22 protein-coding genes and 2 pseudogenes are annotated in these 25,626 nt (G+C 73.4%); 15 read left to right on the forward strand and 9 right to left on the reverse strand.

What is annotated here, in order from left to right; translation table 11 throughout:
* Both ACYVGT_RS14615 and ACYVGT_RS14620 read left to right on the forward strand, forming a co-directional pair.
* A pseudogene (locus ACYVGT_RS14615) lies at window positions 1–123 on the forward strand (succinate--CoA ligase subunit alpha); the annotation flags it as partial.
* 130 nt (window positions 124–253) lie between these two features.
* Entirely contained in the window at window positions 254–1,867 is a 1,614-nt protein-coding gene (locus ACYVGT_RS14620; protein WP_460858349.1) for a cell division protein PerM, read from the forward strand.
* Between the two features lie 15 nt (window positions 1,868–1,882).
* Here ACYVGT_RS14620 and ACYVGT_RS14625 read toward each other — a convergent pair whose 3' ends face one another.
* Window positions 1,883–2,296 carry a DUF4190 domain-containing protein gene (locus ACYVGT_RS14625; protein WP_460858351.1) on the reverse strand — a complete coding sequence of 138 codons (414 nt, stop codon included), beginning with the start codon at window positions 2,294–2,296 and terminating at the stop codon, window positions 1,883–1,885.
* Between the two features lie 232 nt (window positions 2,297–2,528).
* Here ACYVGT_RS14625 and purN point away from each other — a divergent pair, with 232 nt between their 5' ends.
* The 3 genes from purN to ACYVGT_RS14640 all read left to right on the forward strand — a co-directional run bounded on the left by purN (window position 2,529) and on the right by ACYVGT_RS14640 (window position 5,768).
* Window positions 2,529–3,128, forward strand: a complete 600-nt coding sequence (gene purN, locus ACYVGT_RS14630; protein WP_460858510.1) for a phosphoribosylglycinamide formyltransferase — start codon at window positions 2,529–2,531, stop codon at window positions 3,126–3,128.
* Complete coding sequence (purH, locus tag ACYVGT_RS14635; RefSeq protein WP_460858353.1) at window positions 3,125–4,696, forward strand: bifunctional phosphoribosylaminoimidazolecarboxamide formyltransferase/IMP cyclohydrolase; 1,572 nt, start codon at window positions 3,125–3,127, stop codon at window positions 4,694–4,696. Before purN ends, purH begins: the two co-directional genes overlap by 4 nt.
* 217 nt (window positions 4,697–4,913) lie before the next feature.
* Window positions 4,914–5,768 (forward strand): bifunctional methylenetetrahydrofolate dehydrogenase/methenyltetrahydrofolate cyclohydrolase, encoded by an 855-nt coding sequence (locus tag ACYVGT_RS14640; RefSeq protein WP_460858512.1) that lies wholly within the window; start codon window positions 4,914–4,916, stop codon window positions 5,766–5,768.
* Window positions 5,769–5,869: 101 nt separating this feature from the next.
* On the opposite strand, the gene ACYVGT_RS14645 is transcribed toward ACYVGT_RS14640, so the two are convergent.
* A complete protein-coding gene (locus tag ACYVGT_RS14645) occupies window positions 5,870–6,475 on the reverse strand; it encodes an FHA domain-containing protein (protein WP_460858355.1) in 606 nt (201 codons plus the stop codon).
* A 938-nt stretch (window positions 6,476–7,413) separates the two neighbouring features.
* On the opposite strand from ACYVGT_RS14645, the pseudogene ACYVGT_RS14650 reads away from it, so the two are divergent.
* Window positions 7,414–7,680, forward strand: a pseudogene (locus ACYVGT_RS14650) (DUF3017 domain-containing protein); the annotation flags it as partial.
* Window positions 7,681–7,773: 93 nt separating this feature from the next.
* On the forward strand, window positions 7,774–8,991 hold the full coding sequence (locus ACYVGT_RS14655) for an NADP-dependent isocitrate dehydrogenase (RefSeq protein WP_460858357.1): 1,218 nt from the start codon (window positions 7,774–7,776) through the stop codon (window positions 8,989–8,991).
* A gap of 751 nt (window positions 8,992–9,742) precedes the next feature.
* Here ACYVGT_RS14655 and ACYVGT_RS14660 read toward each other — a convergent pair.
* The 3 genes from ACYVGT_RS14660 to ACYVGT_RS14670 all read right to left on the reverse strand — a co-directional run bounded on the left by ACYVGT_RS14660 (window position 9,743) and on the right by ACYVGT_RS14670 (window position 12,592).
* Entirely contained in the window at window positions 9,743–10,936 is a 1,194-nt protein-coding gene (locus tag ACYVGT_RS14660; RefSeq protein WP_460858359.1) for an LCP family protein, read from the reverse strand.
* 80 nt (window positions 10,937–11,016) lie between these two features.
* Window positions 11,017–11,430, reverse strand: a complete 414-nt coding sequence (locus ACYVGT_RS14665; protein ID WP_460858361.1) for a spore-associated protein A — start codon at window positions 11,428–11,430, stop codon at window positions 11,017–11,019.
* Between the two features lie 52 nt (window positions 11,431–11,482).
* Window positions 11,483–12,592 carry a galactokinase family protein gene (locus ACYVGT_RS14670; RefSeq protein ID WP_460858363.1) on the reverse strand — a complete coding sequence of 370 codons (1,110 nt, stop codon included), beginning with the start codon at window positions 12,590–12,592 and terminating at the stop codon, window positions 11,483–11,485.
* A gap of 95 nt (window positions 12,593–12,687) precedes the next feature.
* Here ACYVGT_RS14670 and ACYVGT_RS14675 point away from each other — a divergent pair, with 95 nt between their 5' ends.
* The 7 genes from ACYVGT_RS14675 to ACYVGT_RS14705 all read left to right on the forward strand — a co-directional run bounded on the left by ACYVGT_RS14675 (window position 12,688) and on the right by ACYVGT_RS14705 (window position 19,280).
* Window positions 12,688–12,921, forward strand: a complete 234-nt coding sequence (locus ACYVGT_RS14675; RefSeq protein WP_460858365.1) for a FitA-like ribbon-helix-helix domain-containing protein — start codon at window positions 12,688–12,690, stop codon at window positions 12,919–12,921.
* A complete protein-coding gene (locus ACYVGT_RS14680; RefSeq protein WP_460858367.1) occupies window positions 12,918–13,322 on the forward strand; it encodes a type II toxin-antitoxin system VapC family toxin in 405 nt (134 codons plus the stop codon). The genes ACYVGT_RS14675 and ACYVGT_RS14680 overlap by 4 nt, the downstream gene beginning before the upstream one ends.
* 90 nt (window positions 13,323–13,412) lie before the next feature.
* Window positions 13,413–14,600: a YihY/virulence factor BrkB family protein gene (locus ACYVGT_RS14685; RefSeq protein ID WP_460858369.1), complete on the forward strand. Its 1,188-nt coding sequence runs from the start codon at window positions 13,413–13,415 to the stop codon at window positions 14,598–14,600.
* A gap of 334 nt (window positions 14,601–14,934) precedes the next feature.
* Window positions 14,935–16,185, forward strand: a complete 1,251-nt coding sequence (locus ACYVGT_RS14690) for a glutamate--cysteine ligase (RefSeq protein WP_460858371.1) — start codon at window positions 14,935–14,937, stop codon at window positions 16,183–16,185.
* Entirely contained in the window at window positions 16,172–17,413 is a 1,242-nt protein-coding gene (locus ACYVGT_RS14695) for an amidohydrolase (protein WP_460858373.1), read from the forward strand. The genes ACYVGT_RS14690 and ACYVGT_RS14695 overlap by 14 nt, the downstream gene beginning before the upstream one ends.
* A 30-nt stretch (window positions 17,414–17,443) precedes the next feature.
* The gene (locus ACYVGT_RS14700; RefSeq protein ID WP_460858375.1) at window positions 17,444–18,541 is read left to right on the forward strand and encodes an adenosine deaminase; all 1,098 of its coding nucleotides are present in this window, start codon (window positions 17,444–17,446) and stop codon (window positions 18,539–18,541) included.
* A gap of 121 nt (window positions 18,542–18,662) precedes the next feature.
* Window positions 18,663–19,280, forward strand: a complete 618-nt coding sequence (locus tag ACYVGT_RS14705) for a PH domain-containing protein (RefSeq protein ID WP_460858377.1) — start codon at window positions 18,663–18,665, stop codon at window positions 19,278–19,280.
* Between the two features lie 443 nt (window positions 19,281–19,723).
* On the opposite strand, the gene ACYVGT_RS14710 is transcribed toward ACYVGT_RS14705, so the two are convergent.
* Window positions 19,724–20,527: a purine-nucleoside phosphorylase gene (locus tag ACYVGT_RS14710; RefSeq protein WP_460858514.1), complete on the reverse strand. Its 804-nt coding sequence runs from the start codon at window positions 20,525–20,527 to the stop codon at window positions 19,724–19,726.
* Window positions 20,528–20,754: 227 nt separating this feature from the next.
* Between ACYVGT_RS14710 and ACYVGT_RS14715 the strand changes: the two genes are divergently transcribed.
* Window positions 20,755–22,131, forward strand: a complete 1,377-nt coding sequence (locus tag ACYVGT_RS14715; RefSeq protein ID WP_460858379.1) for an NAD(P)H-quinone dehydrogenase — start codon at window positions 20,755–20,757, stop codon at window positions 22,129–22,131.
* Between the two features lie 189 nt (window positions 22,132–22,320).
* On the opposite strand, the gene ACYVGT_RS14720 is transcribed toward ACYVGT_RS14715, so the two are convergent.
* From ACYVGT_RS14720 to ACYVGT_RS14730, 3 genes are all read right to left on the reverse strand, one after another.
* Window positions 22,321–23,616: a chemotaxis protein CheA gene (locus tag ACYVGT_RS14720; protein ID WP_460858381.1), complete on the reverse strand. Its 1,296-nt coding sequence runs from the start codon at window positions 23,614–23,616 to the stop codon at window positions 22,321–22,323.
* Between the two features lie 111 nt (window positions 23,617–23,727).
* The gene (locus ACYVGT_RS14725; protein ID WP_460858383.1) at window positions 23,728–25,173 is read right to left on the reverse strand and encodes a dicarboxylate/amino acid:cation symporter; all 1,446 of its coding nucleotides are present in this window, start codon (window positions 25,171–25,173) and stop codon (window positions 23,728–23,730) included.
* A 52-nt stretch (window positions 25,174–25,225) separates the two neighbouring features.
* Window positions 25,226–25,291 carry a putative leader peptide gene (locus ACYVGT_RS14730; RefSeq protein ID WP_460858516.1) on the reverse strand — a complete coding sequence of 22 codons (66 nt, stop codon included), beginning with the start codon at window positions 25,289–25,291 and terminating at the stop codon, window positions 25,226–25,228.
* Between the last annotated feature and the right edge of the window lie 335 nt (window positions 25,292–25,626).

Below are 25,626 nucleotides of genomic sequence, written 5' to 3' on the forward strand. Positions count from 1 at the left end.
GGTGCGATCGTGTCGGGTTCCTCGGGCACGGCCCAGGCCAAGAAGGAAGCCCTGGAAGCCGCCGGCGTCAAGGTCGGCAAGACCCCCAGCGAGACGGCCAAGCTCGCGCGCGCGCTCTTCTAAGAGCCTCTGCTCGAAAGCCGCACGCCCTGCAGCGGGCGGTCCTGCGCCCCGTCCCGGCACCGCCGGGGCGGGGCGCAATGCTGTGTGCGCGGGTGTCGCGGGGTGCCCGCGGCGCGCCGATGCTGGCAGCATGGGCGCCGTGACGCCTCCCTCCGCCCGTCCCTCCGCCGACCACCGGCCGCTCTACACCGCCGGCGGCCTCGCTGCCGCGTGGGCGGCGGGCCTCGGCTTGGCCGTCATCCTCACCATCGCCGTCATCGGCTGGATCGCCGCACCGCACGACGCCTTCGGCGAAGAGATCGGCGACGTCGCCCGCACCGCCGTGCAGGGCTGGCTCGTCGGCCACCAGGTCGGCTTCGGCATCCCCGGCGGCGAGGTCATGATGCTTCCGCTGGGCCTGGCCGTCCTGCCCGGCCTGCTCCTCTACCGGGCCGGCCGCCGCCTGGCCCGCGCCGGTGACCTGCCGCGGCTGCGCTCGATGTTCCGCGCCGCGCTCGCCCTGGCCGGACCCTACGCCGCGATCTCCGGCACCCTCGCCCTCATCGCGCAGACCGACGTGGTCCGCCCCAGCGTGCTGCAGGCGCTCGTGGCCGGCTTCGCGCTCGCCTTCCTCGCCGGCGGGCTGGGCGTGCTCCGCCAGCAGCTGATCGACAAGGGCATCCCGTTCCGCCGGCTGCTGCAGCTCATGCCGGACCGGCCGCGCTCGCTGCTCGCCGGCACCGCCGGAGCGACCGCCGTGCTGCTGGCCGCCGGGACCGTGCTCGTCGCGGCCGGACTGGCGGCGGGCTTCAGCGATGCGATGGCCCTCACCCGCACCCTCGGCCCCGGCCCGGTCGGCGGCGGCCTGCTGCTGCTCCTGCAGTTCGTCTACCTGCCCAACGCGGTCGTCTTCGGGCTCTCCTACGCGGTCGGCCCGGGCTTCTCGGTCGGCGCCGGCACCATGGTCGCGCCGACCGGGGTCGCCGTCGGACCGGTCCCGCTGGTGCCGCTGCTGTCGGCACTGCCGGACAACGGGCCGGCCCCGGCCGCCTCGCTCGCGGCACTGGCGGCGCCGTTCATCGCGGGCATCGTCGGCGGCATCCTGACCCAGCGCAGCGCGCCCGCCGCCGTCAGCGAGGCCGCGCCGCTGTGGGGCTTCGTCTGCGGCGTCGCGACGGGACTGGTGTGCGCGGCGCTCTCGGTGCTGGCGGGCGGCCCCATCGGGGCGGAGCGCATGGCGACCGTCGGGCCGTCCGCCTGGCAGGTCGGGCTGATCACCGCGCTCGAGGTGGGCGTTGCCGCCGCCATCGCCGCCTGGATCGCGAACTGGCGCCACCTGCGCGCGACGGCGCCGCGCCCCGCGCGCCCCGGCAGCGGCGCCGAACGTGCTCCGGAGCCCGGTACGCACGCTCCGCGGGACGAGCCCGAGCCCGCGCCCGACACGGAGCCGAAGCGCCCGAAGCGCCCGAAGCGGTCCTTGCGCCCGGTGCGGTCTGCGGCTCAGGACGCCGAACCCTGGGTGCCGGACGCAGCCGGGGAGCCGGAGCCGCCCGGCGCGGAAGCGGTGCCCGGCCCGGACCGGCCCGGGCCGCGGGTCCGCACCGGATCGGCGCCGAAGACCCCGCGGCGGCGCCGGCTGCCGTCGCTGCGGCGCGCGGAGCGCCCCGCACCGGCCGCGCCGGGCGAACTGGACGGCGACGAGGAGCTCGAGGAGCTCTTCGGCATCAGCTACGAGGCCGGCCCGGAGAGCGGGCCGCGCCGCTGAGCGGCACCGGCCGGGTCAGGAGCCGATCGGGATCTGGTTCTCCGGGACGCCGGTGCGCTCGGACAGGGCGCCGCGCAGCTCCGCGTCGCACTCGTCCTGGCCGACGACGGTGAGCGCGCGCTGGGAGCACTCGGCGTAGGTCGTGTACTCGTTCCAGAAGAGCGCGTAGCCGGCGATCGCCAGCGTCGACAGGACCACGCCGGCCCAGCCCAGCACCATGCTCAGCACCGCCCCCGGCGCCTGCCCCCTGCTGGCCTTCGCGGCCTTTCGGGCCTTGCGGCCCTGGACGATCCCCACCGCAGAGAACACCACTCCGAACGGCGGCCAGAGCAGGCCCGCTGCAGAGAAGAAGACGGCCCACAGGCCGCCCTTCTCCACGGTGGGCTCTTGCTGCCCGTCGGCGCGCGGCTGCGGGGACTCGTCGGTCACAGCGTCCTCATCTCGGTGGGGCGGATACTCGATGGTGCGGAGCGGGGGGTCCGACCTCCTCTGACGCTACCCGAGCTTCGGGGGCGCTCCGGTGTGCAGGTGCCCAGGGGGATAGGGTGGTTCCACCGCCCCCTGCTCCGAATGACGGGGCCCGGATGCTGCGCGTTCCCACCGCGACCCCGGGCCTGAGCGGGGTGCCTATTGTTCCTGTGTTCCTGGAGGAGGAAGCACACTGTCGGCGCGAGTAGTCGTCCTCATTTCGGGGGCGGGCAGCACCATGGCCGCCATCCTCGACGCTGCGGCGGACCCCGGCTTCGGCGCTGACGTCGTCGCCGTCGGAACCGACCGCCCCGATGCCGCCGGCCTGCAGATCGCCGAACAGGCCGGCGTCCCCGTCTTCTGCACCCCCTTCGCCGCCTACACCGACCGGCCCGCCTGGAACGCGGCGCTGGCCGACGACATCGCCGGGCACGCGCCCGACCTCGTCGTCGCGGCCGGCTTCATGCGGATCCTGGGCGCGCCGGTGCTGGAGCGGCACACCATCGTCAACGTCCACCCGGCCCTGCTCCCGGCCTTCCCGGGGGCGCACGCCGTCCGCGACGCACTCGCGCACGGCGTGGCGGTCACCGGCGCCACCGTCCACTTCGTGGACGAGGGGGTCGACACCGGGCCGATCATCGACCAGGTCGCGGTGCGGGTCGAGCCCGGCGACGACGAGGCTTCGCTGCACGCGCGGATCAAAACCGCGGAGCGGCGCCTGCTCGTCGACGCCGTCGGCCGGCTGGCCCGCGGGGAGCTCACTTCCCGGAATCGAGCAGAGGAGAACCGGTGACGCGGCAGGCCATTCGGCGCGCACTCATCAGCGTCTACGACAAGACCGGACTGGAGGAGCTGGGCCGCGGCCTCGCCGATGCGGGCGTGGAGATCGTCTCCACCGGGTCCACGGCGGCGCGGCTGTCCGCGGCGGGCATCGCCGTCACCCCGGTGGAGGAGGTGACCGGCTTCCCCGAGTGCTTGGACGGCCGGGTGAAGACCCTGCACCCGAAGGTGCACGCCGGGCTGCTCGCCGACCGGCGCCGCGACGACCACCGGGCGGCGCTGGACGACCTCGGCGTTGCCCCGTTCGACCTGGTCGTGGTCAACCTCTACCCGTTCGCCGACACCGTCGCCTCGGGCGCCTCCGACGACGAGTGCATCGAGAAGATCGACATCGGCGGCCCGAGCATGGTGCGCGCCGCCGCGAAGAACCACGCCTCGGTCGCCGTCGCCGTCGATCCCGGCTCCTACGGTTCGGTGCTGGAGGCGGTCGCCGGCGGCGGGTTCGACGAGCCGCAGCGCCGCCGCCTCGCCGCGAAGGCGTTCGCGCACACCGCCGCCTACGACGCCGACGTCGCCACCTGGTTCGCGGAGTCGTATGCGCCCGACGCCGAGGCGGAGGCCAGCGGCTGGGCCGACTTCCACGCCCAGTCCTACACGCGCGCCGCGACGCTGCGCTACGGCGAGAACCCGCACCAGCGCGCCGCCCTCTACGTCGGCAGCGACGCCGCGGGCCCCGGGCTGGCCCGCGCCGAGCAGCTGCACGGCAAGGAGATGTCCTACAACAACTACGTCGACGGCGACGCCGCGCTGCGCGCCGCCCATGACTTCGCCGACCCGTGCGTCGCGATCATCAAGCACGCCAACCCGTGCGGTATCGCGCTAGGCGCCGACATCGCCGAGGCGCACCTCAAGGCGCACGCGTGCGACCCGGTGTCGGCGTTCGGCGGCGTCATCGCCACCAACCGCACCGTCACGGAGCGGATGGCCTCCCAGGTCGCCGAGGTGTTCACCGAGGTCGTCGTCGCGCCGGACTTCGCGCCGGAAGCGGTGGAGATCCTCACCCGGAAGAAGAACATCCGGCTGCTGCGGGCAGCGGCGCCGGACCGCTCCGCGCGGCCCGAGGTGCGCCAGATCAGCGGCGGCCTGCTGCTGCAGGACGCCGACGTGATCGACGCGCCGGGCGACGCGCCGGACGGCTGGCAGCTGCGCACCGGCGCGCCCGCCGATGCGGCCACGCTCGCCGATCTGGACTTCGCCTGGCGCGCAGTGCGGGCCGTGAAGTCCAACGCGATCCTGCTGGCGGCCGACCGCGCCACGGTCGGCGTCGGCATGGGCCAGGTCAACCGGGTCGACTCGGTGCGGCTGGCGATCACCCGGGCCGGCGCCGACCGGGCCGGCGGGGCCGTCGCGGCCAGCGACGCGTTCTTCCCCTTCCCGGACGGGCTGGAGACGCTCGCCGAGGCGGGCGTGCGCGCCGTGGTCCAGCCCGGCGGCTCGGTCCGCGACGACGAGGTGGTGGCCGCCGCCGAACGGGCCGGCGTCACCATGTACCTCACCGGTACCCGGCACTTCTTCCACTAGGGCGTGTCGGCGGATGGTGCGAGCAGGGCAGCTGTCCGCCGAACGCGCGCCGCAGGGCGCGGCCCGCGCGCCGGCGGCGGGGGAGTGCTGCGCAGCGCCGCGCAGCGGCAAGGGCCCGACGCGCCCCGCTCCCTCGCCAGCGGGGCCGGCGCACCGGGCCGGTGACGAGACACCGACGACGAGCTCTCCCGAGAGGACTGACGTGAGCGCTGAGATCATGGACGGCAAGGCGGCCGCGGCCGCAATCCGCGCCGAACTGGCGGTGCGGGTGGCCGCGCTGCGCGAGAAGGGCGCAACCCCCGGGCTGGGCACCGTGCTGGTGGGCGACGACCCCGGCAGCCGCTCCTACGTCGGCGGCAAGCACCGCGACTGCGCCGAGGTCGGCATCGAGAGCATCCGCCGCGACCTGCCCGCCACCGCCACCCAGGCCGAGGTAGAGGCGGCGGTCTCCGAGCTCAACGCCGACCCGGCCTGCACCGGCTACATCGTGCAGCTGCCGCTGCCGCGCGGCCTGGACGAGAACCGCGTCCTCGGCCTCATCGACCCGGCCAAGGACGCCGACGGCCTGCAGCCGTCCAACCTGGGCAAGCTGGTGCTGATGCAGGACGCGCCGCTGCCGTGCACCCCGCGCGGCATCGTCGACCTGCTCACCCGCTACAACGTGAAGCTGAACGGCGCCGAGGTCGTCGTGGTCGGCCGCGGCATCACCGTGGGCCGCCCGATCGGCCTGCTGCTGACCCGGCGCAGCGAGAACGCCACCGTCACCCTGTGCCACACCGGCACCCGCGACCTGGCCGCGCACGTCCGCCGCGCCGACGTCGTGGTGGCGGCGGCCGGCGTGCCGGGCCTGATCACCGCCGACATGGTGAAGCCGGGCGCGGCAGTGCTCGATGTCGGTGTCACCCGGACCGACCAGGGGCTGGCCGGCGATGTCGCCGCCGAGGTCCGCGGCGTTGCCGGACTCGTCTCGCCCAACCCGGGCGGGGTGGGCCCGATGACCCGCGCCATGCTCCTCGTCAACGTCGTGGAGGCCGCGGAGCGCCAGGTCGAGCTGCTCGCCGGCGGCCGCTGAGCGCGCATCCGGCACCCCCGGTGGACCGGGACCGGGAGCGGGTGCCGGGGCCAGTGCGGCCCCGGCACCGTTCCGGCTCCCGGCTGCCCGGGCCGGTCCGCTCAGCCGGCCTTGCGCTCCCGGCTCGGGGCCGGCATCGGGCGGACCAGGCCCAGCGCGACGACCTCGTTGGCCAGCCGGGTGCGGCGGTTGGCCCCTTCGGGGATCCGGAACTTCTGGTAGAGCCGCAGCAGGTGCTGCTTGACGGCGGCCTCGGTGACGACGAGGTCCTCGGCGATCTCCCGCGCCGTGGCCGGCGAGACGAAGGCTTCGTCGGACAGCGCCGGCCGGCACAGCGACGTGAGCACGTCCAGCTCGCGCCGGGTCAGCTCGGGCGCTGCGCCGCGGCGCAGTTCCACGTCGGGGTTGATGTCCTCGCGCGGCAGGCCGCCGATGCGGCAGCGGGCCGAGCCGAAGCTGAGGACGTCGCCCTCCTCCAGGACCCGCCGCGTGATGGGGCGGCCGTTGACCCGGGTTCCGTTGCGGGACAGGCCGAGGTCGACGACGTAGACATAGGGGCCGCGCCGCACCAGCTCGGCGTGGAGCTGCGAGACGCTGGGGTCGCCGAGGCGGATGTCGGCGCCCTCGCCGCGGCCGATGGTCGTCACCTCCGCCACCAGGCGGCACACCTCGCCGTTTTCCTCAACGCGCATGTAGGGCCCGTCCACGGTGGTTCCTCCAGGAGTGGGGCGTGGCCGTTCGGGGGGTGCACGGTGGGGCGCGGCAGGGGGCCGCGGCAGAGGAGCGGACCGTTTGCCGGCGACCTGCTGAGGTGGCTTCATGGGGGCGTTCCTCGCTCACCGTGGCACTCGTCTCATGGTTGGTTACCCGGGGTCCGCTGTTTCTACGCGCTGACTCGTCCGCTGCCGACCCATCGCGGGAGGTTCGTCCCGTTCGGCGCGGTAAGGGCTCTGTATACGCGGCGCCCCCTGCGATCCGTTACCGTGCGGCGTGGGGCAGGGCGGTGGCGCGACTCACTACACTGAGCACCCGGTGGCCAGTCACGACGCGTTCCTTCGGCGGTTCCACTCGTCGGCGGCCACCGCGTTCCCCGGGGTTTCGGACATGTGGCGAGCGGAGCGCGGGCATCCGGTGTCCGCCGCTGGCCGGTCCGCGCCACACCCCGGGCCGCCCGGTGGGGCCGCTCCGCGGGGCGGGCGGCGCAGGAGGACAGTGCAGTCTGCACGGCACGGGCGCGGGCGATTGCTGCGCGGCGTGCGGTGCCCGGCGCAGAGCGAGCGTGAGGTTGACGGTGAGCCGGAGAACGGTGGAGGCAGAGGTCGCAGCCGACGACGCCCGCGAGGGCGCACCCGACACAGCACCCGGCGGCACGGCGCCGGAGCCCGCAGCGCGGCCGGAGATGCAGCCGGCAGACCTGCCGGAAGAACATCCGGAGTCCGGCGGGCAGCCCGAGCCGGGCGGTACCCGAGAGGCAGCCGAGCAGACCGCGGACGGCGCGCCCGCCGCTGCGGACGGCTCGGCTGGGCTCGCTGCGGACGGCGGCGGTGCGTCACCGGCCTCCGCGGACCAGGGCCGCGCGGCCGGCGATGACGGCGCGGCGCCAGCCGACGGCGGAGCCGACGAGGCCGGCGGCGAGGCCGCGGCCCCCGGCTGGCTCTCGCAGATCCCCTACTTCCTGGTGCTCGCCACGATGGCCGCCGGCATCGTGGTCGTGGGCGCCGCCTACTTCAAGCGCGGCCCAGCGATCATCGCCGGCGCGCTGCTGCTGGCAGCCGCGTTCCGTGCGCTGCTGCCCGCGGAGCGGATCGGCATGCTCGCGGTGCGCAGCCGCTGGTTCGACATCGGAACGGCGGTCGCGCTGGCCGTGGGGCTCATCGTGCTGGCGTGGGTGGCGCCGCAGCTGACCTCGTAGGCGTCTAATAAGCTTGATATCGAGATATCTATCGTCCACCGGCGGTCTCCAGCCACGCGACGCACGCCGATACGAAGGGACAGCCGCACAGCCATGGCCAAAATCAAGGTAGAGAACCCCGTCGTCGAACTCGACGGCGACGAGATGACCCGCATCATCTGGTCCTTCATCAAGGACCGGCTGATCCTGCCCTACCTGGACGTCGACCTCAAGTACTACGACCTCGGCATCGAGGAGCGGGACCGGACCGACGACCAGGTCACGGTCGACTCCGCGAACGCGATCAAGCAGTACGGCGTCGGCGTCAAGTGCGCCACCATCACCCCGGACGAGGCCCGGGTCGAGGAGTTCGACCTGAAGAAGATGTGGCGGTCGCCGAACGGCACCATCCGCAACATCCTCGGCGGCGTCGTCTTCCGCGAGCCGATCATCTGCGAGAACGTGCCGCGGCTCGTTCCCGGGTGGACCAAGCCGATCATCATCGGCCGCCACGCCCACGGCGACCAGTACAAGGCCACCGACTTCAAGGTCCCCGGCCCGGGCACGGTCACCATGACCTACACCCCCGAGGACGGCTCCGAGCCGGTCGAGTTCGAGGTCGCCAACTTCCCCGAGAGCGGCGGCGTCGCCATGGGGATGTACAACTTCCGCCGCTCCATCGAGGACTTCGCCCGTGCGAGCCTCAACTACGGGCTGGACCGCAACTACCCGGTCTACATGTCCACCAAGAACACGATCCTCAAGTCCTACGACGGCATGTTCAAGGACGTGTTCCAGGAGATCTACGACGCCGAGTTCAAGGCCCGGTTCGAGGCCGCCGGCCTGACCTACGAGCACCGCCTGATCGACGACATGGTCGCCGCGGCGCTCAAGTGGGAGGGCGGCTACGTCTGGGCCTGCAAGAACTACGACGGCGACGTGCAGTCCGACACGGTCGCGCAGGGCTTCGGCTCGCTCGGCCTGATGACGTCGGTGCTGCGCACGGCGGACGGCCGCACCGTCGAAGCGGAGGCGGCGCACGGCACGGTGACCCGCCACTTCCGCCAGCACCAGCAGGGCAAGCCGACCTCCACCAACCCGATCGCGTCGATCTTCGCCTGGACGCGCGGCCTGGAGCACCGCGGCAAGCTGGACAACACCCCCAAGGTCGTCGAGTTCGCCAACACGCTCGAGGACGTCGTCATCAAGACCGTCGAGGGCGGCCAGATGACGAAGGACCTCGCGCTGCTGGTCGGCGGCGAGCAGGAGTGGCTCACCACCGAGCAGTTCCTCGCCGCGCTCGACGAGAACCTGCAGAAGCGCCTGGCCTGATCACCTGGGCGTCCGCGCCGCAGGCGCCGCAAGTGCGCCTCCGGGCGCAGCGCCGCTGCCCGCCGGGTATACGGCGGCGCAGGGTTGAGGGGCCGCTCCGCCGCAGGGCGGGCGGCCCCTTCGCCGTGCGGGCCGAGGGGCGCCGTGCGGTGCGCCCGCCGGGCGGCCGGCGCGGAGCTTTTCGGTGCGCCTTTCCGCGGTTCTCCGGCGCGCGGGGGGCGCAGATGCGATGATGGATCGTGCGGCCACGGAGGGTAGCAGCCGGGGTATTCCCGGGAGTTCCCGCGGGTCGTAGGGCGAAGGCCACACGCCATTCGTTCGCGAAGATTGCGAACATTGCCTAGAGTTGTACCTGTCTGGAAGGGGCGAGCAATCGCCCTCCGGCCCACGTCTTCCCTAGACGACGTGCCGGCCGTGCGCCCGCTGGGGGGTAGGCGCGCGCGGTGCGGAACGTCACCGAGAAGGGCCCGGCGCTCAGCGCCGGGCCCTTCGCTTTTTCCCGGCTCGGCTGCCGGACGCGGCGCGCCCGGCGGCGGATCGCCGCTCGGCGGCACGGGCGGACCCCGTAGGCGCCGGGGGGGGCGGCCCCATCGGCCCGCTGCGGCGGCCGCAGCTCCGGAGCCGCCTACCGGCCGGACCGCGCCTGCGCGCGGCGCCAGCGGGGCAGAGCTGGAGCGCGAAGGGGCGCCAGCTGGCGCCGGCGCCCCTCCACTCGCTGTGCGGGGCCGCCGCGGCGGCCCCGCACGTCTCGTCAGTCCTGCAGGACGTCCTCCGGGATGGGTTCGCCTTCCTGCATGGCGGTGAACATGCGGCCGGACAGCTCCTCGTCCCACATGACGACCGAGCCCGCGCCGGGCAGCGTCGGAGTCGAGCCGACCGGCACCGAGGTGGTGTTGGGCTTGTCGCGCATCGCCAGAGCCATCGTGGCGAGGTCGATCAGGTGGTCGTCCTCGTCCACGTCGAAGGTGTCGGTGCCCTCCAGGACCAGCGGGACCGACCGGAACGGGTTGACCAGCGTGGAGGTGTCGGTGGCCTTGGACACCAGCGCGCTGAAGAACTCCCGCTGGCGCTGGATCCGGTCCAGGTCGGCGCGGGCCGAGTCGCGGGTCCGGACATAGCCGAGCGCCGTCGAGCCGTCCATGTCCTGGCAGCCGGCTTCCACGTCGAGCCCCGCCTTGGGGTCCTCCATCGGCTCCTCGGGGCACATCTCCACGCCGCCGACCGCGTCGACGATGTCGACGAAGCCGGAGAAGCCGATCTCCACGTAGTGGTCGATGCGCACCCCGGACGCCTGCTCGAAGGACTGCACCAGCACCTGCGGACCGCCGCCGAGGTCCTCGGCGAAGGCGGCGTTGATCTTGTTCTCGCCCATCTCCGGGATGGCGACGTAGGAGTCGCGCGGCACGCTGACGATCGACGGGCGGCCCTCGCCCTCGGGCACGTAGAGCACCATGATCGTGTCGGTGCGCTTGCCCTCCGCGGCGCCGGTGCGCAGTTCCTGCATGTCGTCGTCGCTCAGGCCCTCGCGGCTGTCGGAGCCGACGATGAGGTAGGTCGTGCCCGGCTGCTTGTCGGGGCGGCCCTCGTAGTCCGGCATCGCCTCGACGCGGTCCAGCCGCGAGTCGGCCCAGAAGTAGAACAGCGCCGGTACCGCCAGCAGCAGGATGAGCACGGTGAGCAGCACGCAGCCGCCGCGGCGCTGCCGCCGCTCCCGGTTGCGCCGGTTGCGACCGGTGCCGTCGTACTCGCGGCCGGCCTGGTGCGACCGGGAGCGCCGGGGCGGTTCGTCAAAGTCGTCGTAGTCGTCGTCGACCGGAGGCATCCGGGACGTCGGCCGGTACATCTTCTCGATCTCGTCGTAGCCGCCGGAACCGCCCCTCCGGAAGACACCGGTGTGCTGGGCGTCGTCGTCTCCGCCGCCTCCCCGGCCGCGCCTGTCCACCATCGTTCAGCTCGCCCATCTTCCGTCGGTTGGCTGCATTCCCACCCGTTTGGATCCGGCACATGCTATTCCGGTTCCCGCGATCACCCGCAGTTGGTGCCCGCCTTGCCGCCGGCAGCGTCGCCGATGATGGCGCTCCAGGTGACGCAGGTGCCCGCCGCCTCCAGGTAGACCGGCCCGGCGTACTGGCCGAAGTCACCGCTGTCCAGCTTGGCCGCGTCCGGGTTGCCGGCCGGGGCGAGCTGGACGTCCATCGCCATCTTCGCGCCGGGGGAGGAGCGCACGCTCACCGCGCAGTTGCGGCCGTTGGAGTTGTTGTAGGTGAGGTAGACCGTGCCGGCGCCGCCGACGTCGGCCTTGTTCACCACGCCGTAGCCGGACCCGCAGACTCCGTTGTAACCCGCCGCTGCGGCCGGCTCGGCCGCCGTCAGCAGCGCCGCTGCGCAGGCGGCCGCCGTCAGTGCGGCGGCGGGTGCTCGGGCGGTGAGGCGGCGCATGGGGGGCTCCAAGCGGGGGCGGTCCGCGCCCCGGCCGGGCGCCGGGGCGTGCTCAGGTGAGGCGGTGCGCGCCGCGCGAGGGCAGGGCGGCGGCGGTCCAGGGGGCGCACAGGCCCCGCCGGGTGAACGCGTCGCCGATGCCGCGGGCAATCGTCTCGGTCCGGTCGGCGGCGGCGAGTGCCACCACTGCGCCGCCGACCCGGCCGCCCGCAGTACGGGCGCCGCGCGCGCCGAAGCCTACGGCGCTCTCGACCGCTTGGTCCACTTCGGGGGTGACTGCGGCGAATGCGCCGCGCTGGGAGAGGTGCGTCGCGCTCATCACGGCGCCGATGTCCCCGGGCACGCCGGCGCGCAGCAGACCGGCCGCGGCCTGCAGCCGGTTGGCCTCGGTGACGACGTGCTGGACCCGCCCGCGCAGCACTGGATCGTGCACTGCTCCGAGCGCGGCGGGCAGGTCGCGCAGGGCGTGCAGCGGCGCGGAGTCGAGCAGGCCGGCGCCGGTGAGCAGCCGGGTTGCGCGCTGGACCTCGGTGCGGCGGCGGGCCGCGGTGCGGCGCGAGCGCAGGTCGGCGCGGGCGCCGTCGAGCACCCGGCCGCGGGTGCCGCGCACCCCGGTCAGCAGCAGCTGCAGTCCGGCGGCTTCGAGGTCGAACGGGAGCTGCGTGCGGGCCGTGCCGCGGAGGCGGTTGATCCGCATGGCCGTGCCGGCTTCGGCGCGCAGCAGGGCGGCTGCGTCCGGGCGGGCGGCATCCGCGGCGGCGGCAGTGTCGCCGCCGGCCAGGGCGAGTAGCAGCGCAGCCTCGGCGGCGGTCCCGGTGCCGAGCCCGGAGCGGTGCGGCAGCCCGGTGGCGATCACGGCGTCGAAGCCGGAGCCGGCCGGGACCAGGCCGGCGGCTGCTGCGGCGGCTGCGGCGCGCCGAGCTGCCGGCCGGAACCGGCGCGGGGCCACCCGCACCCCGGACGTCCGCATCCGCACCGCGGCGGTCACCCCCCAGGGCAGCGCCGCGGTGAGTAGCGGCCCGCCGGACGGATCCAGCGGCTCGCCCATCAGCACCACCCTGCCCGGGGCGTGCCACACCCCGTCCGGCACGCCGCCGAAGCGCCGCCCGAACTCCGCCGCGAGCTCGCCGGCCTGTACTGCCGCGAAAGGACTGCTGGTCACGCCGTCGATTTTATGGCCTTTCGGCGAAGTTCCTGACGGGCAAGGAAGGTGCTACTACCATTGGATGCATGCAAAGTGCATGCTACGGTGAAGATATGGCTGAAACGACGGTGGTCCAAGTGAGGGAGGTTCCGGCCGATGCGGTCGAGGTGCTCAAAGAGCGCGCCGCTCGCAGGGGGCAGTCGCTGAGTGCCTACCTTCGGGAGCTGATTTTGGAAGAGGCCGCCCATCCCGATCTTGAACAGGTTATGGAGCGACTCGCTGCGGAAGCGCCGATCCACTACACGGCGAGCGACCTTGAAGAGTTCAGGTCGGAGGGGCGGCGGTGAGCTATGTCGTGGATTGCTCCATCGTCATCCGGCTCCTGTCCGCGCGCACAGACGACGACCTCTTGCGCCGCAGGTTCACGCGCAGGCTTCATGCGCCGGCGCTGATCGATGCTGAAGTCGCCAGTGTCATCCGAGGGCTCTCGATCACGTCCAAGCCCAACGTGCGGATTACCCCGGAACGTGCCCTGATCATGCTGGAGTACTACCGCAGCCTGCATATCGTCCGGCATTCGATGCTGACTCTGCAGCCTCGCGCTCACGAGCTCCGTGAAAACCTCACATCGTACGACGCTATGTATGTGGCCCTGGCTGAAAGCATTGGATGTCCACTTCTCACATCTGACGCGAAATTTGCGAAGTCTGTCGGTCATCGAGCGGAGATTAACTGCCTCCCTGACTGAACGTCCCGGACTCGCCTGCGGCGCCCGGGGCGCTGCTTTTGCCGGGAGTGGGGCGGCCGCTACGCTCGGTGCTCCGGTGCGAGCGGGGAGGTGGGAGCGGTCGGGACCGTGCAGCGGATCCGGGAGCGGCTGGGGGCCGAACGGCAGCGGGCCATGGAGGGCTACTGGGCGCTGCGGCGGGGGCGGCCGTGGTTCGACCACCTGGTGCGGGCCTATGAGCGCTACGCCGACCGGCAGGGGAACCAGCTCGCCGCGTCCGTCACCTATTTCGCGTTCCTGTCGTTCTTCCCGCTCATCGCGCTGGCCTACGCCGTGGTCGGGTATGCCGTCGAGTTCGACCCGCAGGCGCGGACGTACCTGGAGACCGCGCTGGAGGACGTGCTGCCCGGGCTCTCCGCGCAGCTGCCCATCGACCAGATCGCCGCGGCCCGCACCGGCGCCGGCGTGCTCGGCCTCCTCGGTCTGCTCTACGCCGGCCTCGGCGCCGTCGGCGCGCTCCGCGAAGCCCTCCACACCCTGTGGATGAAGAATCCGTCCGAAGGCCCCAACTTCGTCATCGCCAAGCTCGGCGACATCGCGGTGATGCTGGTGCTCGGCGCCGCGCTGATCGGCTCCGTGGCGCTGACCGGGTTCGCCCAGGCCGCCACCGGATGGCTGCTGGCCTGGGTCGAGCTGGACGGCTCGCTCGCCGCGACCACCGCCACCCGGCTGCTCGGCCTCGCCATCGCCATCGGCGCCGACACGCTGATCTTCCTCGTGGTGTTCTCCCGGCTCTCCGGGACCCAGCGCCCCTGGCGGCTGCTGTGGCGCGGTGCCCTGTTCGCCGCGGTCGGCTTCGAGGTGCTCAAGGCGGCCGGCACGCTCCTCATCTCCGGCACCCTGGACAACCCGGTCTACGCCTCCTTCGCCGTCCTCGTCGGCTTGCTGGTGTGGATGAACATCGTGCTGCGGATGGTCATGTTCACCGCTGCCTGGACCGCCACCTGGCTGCCCGTGCCGCCGCCCTACCAGGGCGCCGTTCCGGTGGACGTGCCCGTCAGCCTCGGGCCGGCCGGCAGCGGCGGGACCGCCATGAGGGCCGAGCGCCCCGCACGGCGGGCCGTCCCGCGCCCCGGCGCGCGGCCGGCCGGCACCGGCCAGGACACGCGGGGCTCCCGGCGTGTCGCGCGGGCGGCCACCGCCGGCGCTGCGGCGGCGGGGGTTGCGGCGGCGGCAGTCGCCCTGCGTATCACGTATCGGTCACTTCGCCACCGAAAGCGCGCCCGTCCGATAGCGTGAGAAACGCGGCGGCGCGCGTCCGCCCGCACATTCCGGCAGGTCCGCGGAATCCGCGGAGACCATGATCGTCGTTTTCCTCCCGGGAGCGCGGGAGATCTGTAATCCTCGAAATGCGGCGCGATGACCGGCGGTTCGGCTCCGTGCACCCGATCGCCGTCCCCGCACGGCCCGCCTGCGCATGCGGCGCGGCCCTGATGCAGACCCCGTGCGTGCGGCCCCTTCGGCCCGGCGCGCGATGAGGAGATGACGGGAAATGGGGACCGGCGGAATCGCCGCGGCTCTCGCTTATGGTGCCTGTGTCGCCAGCGACGCCACGACCGCGCGGAGGTCCACCGTGGGAATCGAATTCAACGCCTCGGACCGCACCACCCTCGGGGTGGAGTGGGAACTGCAGCTCGTCGATCTGAATACCCGCCACCTCCGCCAGGAGGCGGAGCGTGTCCTGGCCGAACTCCCCGGACTCAGCGAGGCCGCGTCGGCTCCGCCGCTCCGCCACGAACTCATGCAGTGCACCGTCGAAGTCGTCAGCGGCAAGTGCGAGACGGTCGAAGAGGCCCGCCGCGACCTCGCCGGCAGCATCACGGCCCTGGACGGCGTGCTCGCGCCGCGCGGCATCGGCGCCATCTGCGCCGGCACCCACCCCATCGACGACTGGCGCGACCAGGCCATGTCGCCGGTGCAGCGGTACGGCGAACTCGTCGACCAGATGCAGTGGCTCGCCCGCCGCATCCTCACCTTCGGCGTCCACGTGCACGTCGGGATCCGGTCCGCGGACAAGGCCGTGCCGATCGTCAACGCGCTCGCCAACCACCTGCCGCACTTCCTCGCGCTGACCGCGTCCAGTCCCTTCTGGAACGGCATCGACACCGGCCTCGCGTCCAGCCGCTCCATCGTGTTCGGCGCGCTGCCCACCTCCGGGCCGCCGCCGATGCTTCAGGACTGGGCCGAGTTCGAGGACTACATGGCGACGCTCCTGCGGGCCGGCACCATCGCCGGCATCAAGGAGGTCTGGTGGGACGTGCGGCCCCACCCCGACCTGGGCACCGTCGAGATCCGCATGTTCGACGGCATTCCCACCCTGCGCGAGGTGGGCATGGCGGCCGCGCTCACCCAGAGCCTGGTCGCCCTCTTCGACCAGCAGCTGGACCGGGGCTACCGGCTGCCGAGCCCGCCCTCCTGGGTCGTGCACGACAACAAGTGGCGGGCCACCCGCTACGGCCTCGACGCGCGGGTCATCACCGATGGCCGCGGGTCCACCGCCCCGCTGCGGGACGACATCTACGAGCTCGTCCGCGAGCTGCGGCCCGTCGCCGCCCGGCTGGGCTGCGCCGACGACCTGGACACCGTCTCCGAGGTGCTCGACAAGGGCGCCTCCTACGAGCGGCAGCGCGCCGTCGTCGCCGAGGGCGGCGGACTCGCCGACGTCGTCGACCACCTCGCCGCCGAGTTCCGCGAAGGGCTCGGCGGGCCGGGGCGGGCCGCAACCGACCTCACCACTCCGACGAACAGGCCCACCGGCAGCCCGGCGACCGAGCCGGCCGGCGGGCCGACAACACATAGGGGGCCATCCCATGCAGGGACGTGATCTGCGGGATCAGCTGACCGCGTTTCTCGCCCGCTCTGAACGCAGCCTCGTCGAGTTCCGCCGGGACCTGCACAGGCACCCCGAGCTGGCGTTCGCCGAGACCCGGACCACGCAGCGGATCGCCGCCCGGCTCGAGGCCGCGGGCCTCGAGCCGCGGCGGCTCCCCGAGGGCACCGGGCTGATCTGCGACATCGGGAGCGGCGGCCCGACGGTGGCGCTGCGCGCCGACATCGATGCGCTGCCGCTCACCGACGAGAAGGACGTCCCCTACCGCTCCACCGTGCCCGGCGCCGCCCACGCGTGCGGGCACGACGTGCACACTGCGGTCCTGCTGGGCGCGGCGCAGTTCCTCGCCCAGCAGGAGCGGGCGGGGGCACTGCCCGGCCGGGTCCGGCTGCTGTTCCAGCCGGCCGAGGAGCTGCCCGGCGGCGCCCGCGCGGTGATCGGCGCCGACGGGCTCGACGGCGTCGACCGCATCTTCGCCCTGCACTGCGACCCGCGGCTGCTCAGCGGCCAGGTCGGGCTGCGGACCGGGCCGATCACCGCCGCCTGCGACCAGGTGTCGGTGCGGCTGTCCGGCCCCGGTGGGCACACCGCCCGGCCGCACCTCACCTCCGACCTCGTCTACGCGCTGGGCAAGGTCGTCACCGAGCTGCCGGCGGCGCTGAGCCGCCGGGTGGACCCCCGCGCCGGGCTGAGCCTGGTGTGGGGGCGGGTGAGCGCCGGCTCGGCGCCCAACGCCATCCCGGACGACGCGGTCGCCGAAGGCACCCTGCGCTGCCTCGACGACGACGCCTGGCACGCCGCGCCCGACATCATCAAGGAGCTCCTCGACGCGGCCGTCGCGCCCTACCGGGCGACGGCCGAGCTGGAGTACCGGCGCGGTGTCCCGCCGACCGTGAACGAGGCCGGAAGCGTCGCGCTGCTGCGCGAGGCCGTCGGCGATGCGCTGGGCCCCGAGGCGGAGGCGTCGACGCCGCAGAGCCTCGGCGGCGAGGACTTCGCCTGGTACCTGGAGCACGTGCCCGGCGCGCTGGCGCGGCTGGGCACACATCCGGTCGACGCGGCGGGCCCAATGCTCGACCTGCACCGCGGCACGTTCGACGTCGACGAGGGCGCGATCGGCGCCGGCGTGCGGCTGATGGCCGGTGCGGCGCTGCGCGCCCTCGGGCAAGGGGCACGCCCGGGCAGCGTGGCGGGGGCAGTGGAGGGCGCGGCTCTGATGTGACGGCGGGGGCGCGGGTGGCATGCTGGCGCCATGACGCACGAGCCCGCGCTGGACACCATCCGCAAGGCACCCAAGGTGCTGCTCCACGACCACCTGGACGGCGGGGTGCGCCCCGCCACCGTCATCGACCTCGCCCGCGAGACGGGCTACACCGATCTGCCCGCGGCGACGCCGGAGAAGCTCTCCACCTGGTTCGCCGAGGCGTCGTCGTCCGGCACGCTCGAGCGCTACCTGGAGACGTTCACGCACACCGTCGGCGTGATGCAGACGCGCGCCGCCCTGGAGCGGGTCGCCCGGGAGTGCGCCGAGGACCTCGCCGCCGACGGTGTGGTCTACGCCGAGGTGCGGTTCGCGCCCGAGCAGCACCTGGAGGGCGGCCTCACCCTGGACGAGGTCGTCGAGGCGGTGCTGGCCGGGTTCGGGGCCGGCGCCACCGCGGCCGCGGACGCCGGCCGGCCCATCCGGATGGGCTGCCTGCTCACCGCGATGCGGCACGCCGCCCGCTCCCGGGAGATCGCCGAGCTCGCGGTCCGCTACCGGGACGCCGGCGTGGTCGGCTTCGACATCGCCGGCGCGGAGGCCGGCAACCCGCCCACCCGCCATCTGGACGCGTTCGAGTACCTGCGCCGGGAGAACGCGCACTTCACCATCCACGCCGGCGAGGCGTTCGGGCTGCCGTCGATCTGGGAGGCGCTGCAGTGGTGCGGCGCCGACCGGCTCGGCCACGGCGTGCGCATCGTCGACGACGTCGAGCCGGATGCGGCCGGCGGCCACCGGCTCGGCCGGCTCGCCGCCTACGTGCGCGACAAGCGCATCCCGCTGGAGATGTGCCCCAGCTCCAACGTGCAGACCGGTGCTGCGCCGTCGATCGCCGAGCACCCGATCGGGCTGCTGCGCCGGCTGCACTTCCGGGTCACCGTCAACACCGACAACCGGCTGCAGAGCGGCACCACCCTCTCCGAGGAGTTCGCGCACCTGGTGGGCGCGTTCGGGTATGACTGGGATGATCTGCAGTGGTTCACGGTGAACGCGATGAAATCGGCCTTCCTGCCGTTCGATGAGCGCCTCGCCCTGATCAACGGGCGGATCAAGCCCGGATTCGCCGAGCTGAAATGGTCCGGGCAATAGAGGGCGGACCGTGCCGGACGGCAGGGCCCGCGCACCGGCGCCGGCCCTGCGGCCGGCGCCGCGCCACCGGGCCGAGCCGCGCACCCCGCGCACACCGCCAGAGACGGAGAGACCGACCGCCGTGGACCAGACCGACGACGCCACCCCCCTCGCACCCACCGTTCCCCGCGTCCTGGCCTGGGTGTGGCTCGGAGTGGTGGCCCTGCTGCTGATCGATCTCGCGGTCCGCGGCCGCGACAGTGCCTCGCTGATCGCGGCGGCCGTGCTGCTGTTCAGCGCCGGCGTCGCCTACGTGCTCTGGCTGCGGCCGCGCGTGGTGCCGGGCGCCGACGGCGTGAAGGTGGTCAACCCGCTCCGCGACACGTTCGTGCCCTGGTCGGCGTTCACCTGGGCCGATGTGACCGATGTGGTGCGCGTGCACGCCGGTTCGACCGTGGTGCGCTCCTGGGCGCTGCGCGAGACCAAGCGCGCGAAGGTGCGGGAGAACCTGCGCCGCGACTCCGGGCTGTCCGACCGCGACCCGGTCGCCGATGCCGACCCGAGGGACCTGCGCCCCGCCGAACTGCAGGCGCTGGAGCTGCGCCGGGCCGCCGAGCGGCGGAAGGCAGCGGTGCCCGACCCGGCCGCGGCGCGCAGCGGCGCAGCGCCCGGCGGAGTGGTGGCGGGCTGGGCCCCCGACGCCGTAGGTGCGCTCGGCGGGCCGGTCGCGCTACTCCTGGTCATCCTGCTGCTGTTCTGAGCGCCGCTCTGCGGAGCCCGGTACACGGTGCGGCTGCCTGCGGCCGCGCGCTGGGCGCCCCTGGTGCTACCGGGGGCGCCTGTGTCGTCTCCGGGCAGCTGCAGCCCGCTGCGGCGCGCAGAGTGCGCGGTGGCGGGGGTTGACGGACGCGCCGGACGCCGATTAGGTTAGGCATGCCTAAGGCGAAAGGCGGACCCGGTGCTCGCGCGGAACACCGGGTCCGCTCCCGCCGGGGCGGGTTCGGTGCTCGCGCGGAACACCGGACCCGCCCGAGGCCGGTGCCGGCGCCCCAGGGCCTCGGGGTGCATGCTCGCCACGCGGTGCCGGGAGGAGGGCCGCCGCTCTCTCGCGCGGAGGAGAGCGGCGGCCCTCCCCCTTTTCCCGTCCCTCCGGGCCCCGGCTGCCCCGGTTCTTCCGGCGGCGCAGCCCGGCGTGCAGCGTGTTCAGGCCGTCATCAGCAGCGCGTGCAGCAGTCCGCCGAGGCGCTCGGCGTTGGACCGCACGGCATCCAGGGCCTGCTCCTGGTCGAACGGCACCAGCATGCTGCCGCCGGCGTCGTTGCTGACCGCGGCCAGGCCGAGGACCTCCGCACCCATCTCGACGGCCGCGATGGCCTCCAGCGCGATGGAGTGCCCCACGAGGTCGGCTCCTGCGGTGCGCAGCAGCGCCAGCTCCGACGGGGTGCTCAGCTGCGGCCCGACCACCTCGGCGTAGACGCCCTCGGTCAGCGACGGGTCGGCCTGCCGGGCCAGCTCGCGCAGCCGCGGCGTGTAGGCGTCGGTCAGGTCGACGAAGTCCGGGCCGACCAGTGGTGAGGCGCCGGTCAGGTTGACGTGGTCGCGGACCAGGATGGGCTGGCCCACCGAATAGTCGGCGCGCAGCGAGCCGGCCGAGCCGGTGAGGACGACAGTGCCGGCGCCGGCCGCGATCGCGGTGCGCACCGGATGGGCGACGCGCAGCGCGTCGCGCTCCTCGCCCAGGTGCACCCGGCCGCAGAACACGGCGACGCGCTTGGCGCCCACCCACAGGCTGCGCACGCTCGCGGAGTGGCCCGGCGCGGACGGTTCGATGAACCCCGGCAGGTCGGCCGCCTCGATCTCGATGTCGGGCGTGCCCAGGTGGTCGGCGACCCCGGTCCAGCCCGATCCGAGCACGACCGCGGCGTCGTAGGAGTCCGCGCCGGTGCGCGAGGTCAGCTCCTTCGCCGCCGCCGCGGCGCGCTCCTTGGCGTCGGCGGTGGTGGTCACAAGGCGGTCTTGCGTGGATTCGCTCACTCTTCCGGAGGGTACCCCTGGGCTTCCGATTTGTTACTCAGCGCAACGCCGCGGCGTGTGACCCGTCACCCGGAGGGCCGCCGGCCGCCCCCGGCGCGGCTGCCGCAGCCCGGAGGCGGCGCCGACGTGCGGCGCCGGTGCGGAAGCCCGTCCGCCCATGGTCGACAATGGGAGGGAGCGATAGAAGGAGTGGGACTGACGTGACGAAGGTCGTGATCATCGGTGGCGGGCCGGGGGGCTACGAGGCGGCCCTGGTCGCCGCGCAGCTCGGCGCGGACGTGACCGTGGTGGAACGGGACGGAGTCGGCGGCTCGTGCGTGCTGACCGATTGCGTGCCGTCCAAGACGCTGATCGCGACGTCGGTCCGCGCGACGTACGTGCGCGACGCCGGCCGGCTCGGGCTCACCGTGAACTCCGGGCCCGAGTGCAGCGTCGACGCCGACATCAAGGCCGTCAACGACCGGGTGAAGCGGCTGGCCCGCGCCCAGTCCGAGGACACCGCGGCACGCCTGGTCAAGGAGGGCGTCGAGGTCATCTCGGGCGAGGCCCGGCTGGTCGACCCGCGGATCGTGGCGGTGGGCGAGCGGCGGCTGCACGCCGACGTCGTGCTGCTCGCCACCGGTGCGCACCCGCGCGAGCTGCCCACCGCGCGCCCGGACGGCGAGCGCATCCTCACCTGGCGGCACCTGTACGACCTCGACGAGAAGCCCGAGCGGCTCATCGTGGTCGGCTCCGGCGTCACCGGCGCCGAGTTCGCCAACGCCTACCTGGGGCTGGGCTCCGAAGTCACCCTGGTCTCCTCGCGCGACCGCGTGATGCCGACCCAGGACGCCGACGCCGCCGAGGTCCTGGAGGACGTGTTCCGCCGCCGCGGCATGCGCGTGCTCGGCAACACCCGCGCCGAGTCGGTCGTCAACACCGGCGATGGTGTCCGGGTCACCCTCTCCGACGGCCGCACCGTCGAGGGCAGCCACTGCCTGATGACCGTCGGCATGATCCCCAACACGGTCAATCTCGGCCTGGAGGAGAGCGGGGTGCGCCTGGACAGCGGCGGCTTCGTGCAGGTCGACCGGGTGTCGCGGACCAGCGCCGCCGGCGTCTACGCGGCCGGCGACTGCACCGGCGTCAACATGCTCGCCTCGGTGGCCGCCATGCAGGGCCGGATCGCGATGTGGCACGCGCTCGGCGAGGCCGTCTCGCCGCTCAAGCTGTCCACGGTCGCCGCGACCGTCTTCACCCACCCGGAGCTGGCGTCGGTCGGCGTCACCGAGGAGGACGTGCGCTCCGGCAAGGTCGACGCGCGCATCGTCAACCTCCCGCTGGACACCAACCCGCGGGCGAAGATGAACAACAGCAAGGACGGCTTCGTCAAGCTCATCTGCCGCCAGCAGACCGGCATCGTGCTCGGCGGCGTCATCGTCGGACCGCGCGCCAGCGAGCTCATCCTGGGCGTCTCCATCGCCGTGCAGCAGCGCCTGACCGTCGACGAGATCGCGCACACCTTCGCCGTCTACCCGTCGCTGTCCGGCAGCCTCACCGAGGCTGCGCGCTCCCTGATGCTCGCGTCGCCGGAGTAGCGGCCGGAGCCGTGCGGGAGCGGTGCGGGGGATCGGCCCAGCGGCGCCCGCGGTGCCGCGCCGGCCGGGCGGCGCCTGCTGCACCGCCCGTCCACCGGAACTTCCCGCGCAGACGGAAGGGCCCCGGCCCGGGAGTGGAGTCCCGGGCCGGGGCCCTTTCTGCGTGGAGTGTGCGGAGGCGGAGCGGTCCTAGAAGTCGAAGCCGCCGAAGTCGCCGCCACCGAAGTCCATGTCGCCGCCGCCGAAGTCGCCGCCGCCCATGTCCCCCATGTCGCCGCCGCCCATGTCTCCGCCCATGCCGCCCATCATGGCGCCGCCCATCATGGACCCCATCATCGAGCCCATCATCATGCCGGAGAACATGCCCATCATCATGCTGGCGCCGAAGTAGCCGCCGGCGTAGGGCGCGTAGGCGGGGCCGGCGTCGTAGTAGGGCCGGCGCTCGCCGTCCACCTCGACCAGGCGGACGTCGGCCGGGTCGCCGCCGGCCAGCACGGCGCGGCTGCAGTCCTGGCACGCCGGCACGGTGCGCACCGAGCCGCCGGGCGGGGCCCACTGCACGTCCTGCTTGGACGTGCCGTGCTGCGGGTTGAAGAAGCAGGGCTGGCGCCGCTCGGGCACCGGGTCGCCGCCGAGCCGGGCCCGGGTGGCCTCCATGTAGTAGCGGCCGTCCTCGACCGCAGTGGTGACCTGCCGGATCTGGTCGGGCTCGCGGATGGTGTCCAGCTCCGACTTCGCGCGGTCGTAGGAGTCCATCGCGTGCGTGTAGTCGGTGCGGGTGGCGTCGTCGACCGCCTGCAGGTCGATCTCCAGCCGGGCGATGTCCTCGCCGAGCCGGACGACGTCCTCCTGGGCCATCTGCTTGATCTCCGCGAGCTGCTTGGCCTTCTCGGCCTCGCGCTTCTTGCGCGCGCTGCGGAGGTAGAAGCCGCCGCCCACAGCGAGGACGAGGAGCAGGCCGAGGAAGGCGAAGCCGAACATGCCGGAGGCGGCGTCGGCCTCTTCCTGCGTCTGCACCGCGTCGGGCACCGCGGCGAGGAAGTCGACCTGGTTGGCGCCGCCGCCCTGCTCGGCCGCGGCGTAGGCCTCCTGGCCGATCTGGTTGATGTCGGCGGTCTCCAGGTTCGGAGACTCGATGAACGGCGTCTCGCTGCCGGAGAACCCGGCGTAGACGCCGTCGCCGACCTCGTCCATCACACCGTCGATGAAGGCGTCCTGCTCGGTCTTGGTGCCGAACGCGTCTTCCGGCAGCACCAGGAAGTACACGGGCTGGTCGGTGTCGGCGCCTTCGGCGGCCGAGACGAGGATCTCCTCTTCACCGCCCTCGAACTGGTCCTGGGCGATGCCCTCCTCGACGAAGACGTGGTCGCTCTTGAGGTCGCCGGCCACATCCGTTGCCTGCGGCGCGTCAGCCGTGGCAGGGGCGGCTGCGGCGGCGATGAGACCTGCGGTCAGCAGGCCCGGTACTGCGAATCGGCGCAACATGTCGTTCCTCTCGCCTCCCTCTCCACCGTAAGGACGAACAGGCAGGGGTGCGGGTTCCCGACACGGGCGGCGGACGGCCGCCTGTGGCCGCCCGCCGCCCGTGTCCGCTGATCAGCTGCGCGCTGCGCCCGCCGAGCCGGCGGCTGCGGCAGCGCCGGCGGTACCGGGATCGGCGCCGTCCGCGCTTCCGGAGTCCGCCGCTTCAGCCTCGGACTGGCGCTCGGCCTGGGTGGTGAAGGTCTCGTCCACGAACCCGTCCAGGCCGCGCGGCGCGGCGTAGCGCTCGGTGTCCAGGATCCCCTCGCGCTTGGCGACGATCGCCGGGACCAGCGCCTGCCCGGCCACGTTGGTGGCGGTGCGGCCCATGTCCAGGATCGGGTCCACGGCGAGCAGCAGGCCGACGCCCTCCAGGGGCAGGCCGACGGTGGACAGGGTCAGGGTCAGCATGACGGTGGCGCCGGTGGTGCCGGCGGTCGCCGCGGAGCCGATCACCGAGACGAAGGCGATGAGCAGGTAGTCGGTGATGCCCAGCGGCACGCCGAAGAACTGCGCCACGAAGATCGCGGCGATCGCCGGGTAGATCGCGGCGCAGCCGTCCATCTTGGTGGTGGCGCCGAACGGCACGGCGAACGAGGCGTAGTGCCGCGGAACGCCGAAGTTGCGCTCGGCGACCTGCTGGGTCACCGGCATCGTGCCCATCGAGGAGCGGGAGACGAAGCCGAGCTGCACCGCGGGCCAGACGCCGGTGAAGAACTTGGCGATGGACAGCCCGTGCACCCGGGCCAGGAGCGGGTAGACGACGAAGAGCACCAGGGCCAGGCCGAGGTAGATCGCAACGGTGAACTGGCCGAGCGCGCCGATGGTGGTCCAGCCGTAGCTGTAGACGGCGTTGCCGAGCAGGCCGATGGTGCCGATCGGCGCGAGGCGGATGACCCACCACAGCACCTTCAGCACGATCTTCAGCGCGGAGCGGGTGAAGGCCAGGAACGGCTCGGCGGCCTCACCGGTCTTCACGGCGGCGATGCCGACCGCGATGGCGATCACGATGAGCTGGAGCGCGTTGAACTCCAGGCCGGTGGTGAGCGCGCCGCCCTCCTCAGTGGTGGAGGCGCCGAGGCCGAGGAAGTTGACCGGCACGATCGACTCGATGAAGGCGATCCAGGAGCCGGTGGTGTCGGGCACCTCGGCGTCACCGGGGTTGACCCCGCTGTTCAGGCCGGGCCGCAGAACGAGGCCCAGCCCCATGCCGATGGCGACGGCGACCAGCGCGGTGATCGCGAACCAGAGCAGGGTCTGCCCGGCCAGCCGCGCCGCGTTGGAGACGTTGCGCAGGCTGGCGATCGACGAGATGACCGCGAGCAGGATCAGCGGCGGGACGATCGCGGTGAGCAGCGTGACGAAGGTGCTGCCGATGGTGTCGAGGGTGGTGCCGAGCCAGTTCGGTGAGGTCTCGGGGTCGCCGCCGAGCTGGACGGCGACGAACCCGAGGCCGACGCCGATGAACAGTGCGGCGATGACCTGGGCAGCAAAGGGGACGCGTCGGAGCGCGGAGAGCACGGTGTGACTCCAGTGGAGATGGGGGGCACGGATCGGGAACGCGGTGGAGCGTTCAGCGACACGCCTGACTCGCGACACGGCACAGGTCCACGTGCCGCCGCTGGGTCAGGTTCCACATGTTGGTCACGAATAGGGACAATAGCCTTTACGCCGGACTTATTCCCGGGCCCCCGGATATGAACCCGGTCGCACTGCGCCTCCGGTGCTCCCGCGGCTGGCAGCCGGCGTTCCGAGCCCCTCGACAGCGCTCCCGCGACTCACCAGACTGGGCCGGCGGGCCGGCGGGCCGGCCACGCCGCCGGCCATGACCGGGACGCGTGTACGCCCATGGACCAGCAGCCCGGAGCGGCCCGAGTGGCCCCTTCCGCCGAAGCAGCGCACAGGCCAGCAGGGGCGCGCCCCGCGTGCGCGGGGATGGACCGTATGAAGATGTGCCACAGCGCCCCGTCCCCG

It is taken from the genome of Nocardiopsis coralliicola (assembly GCF_054779695.1).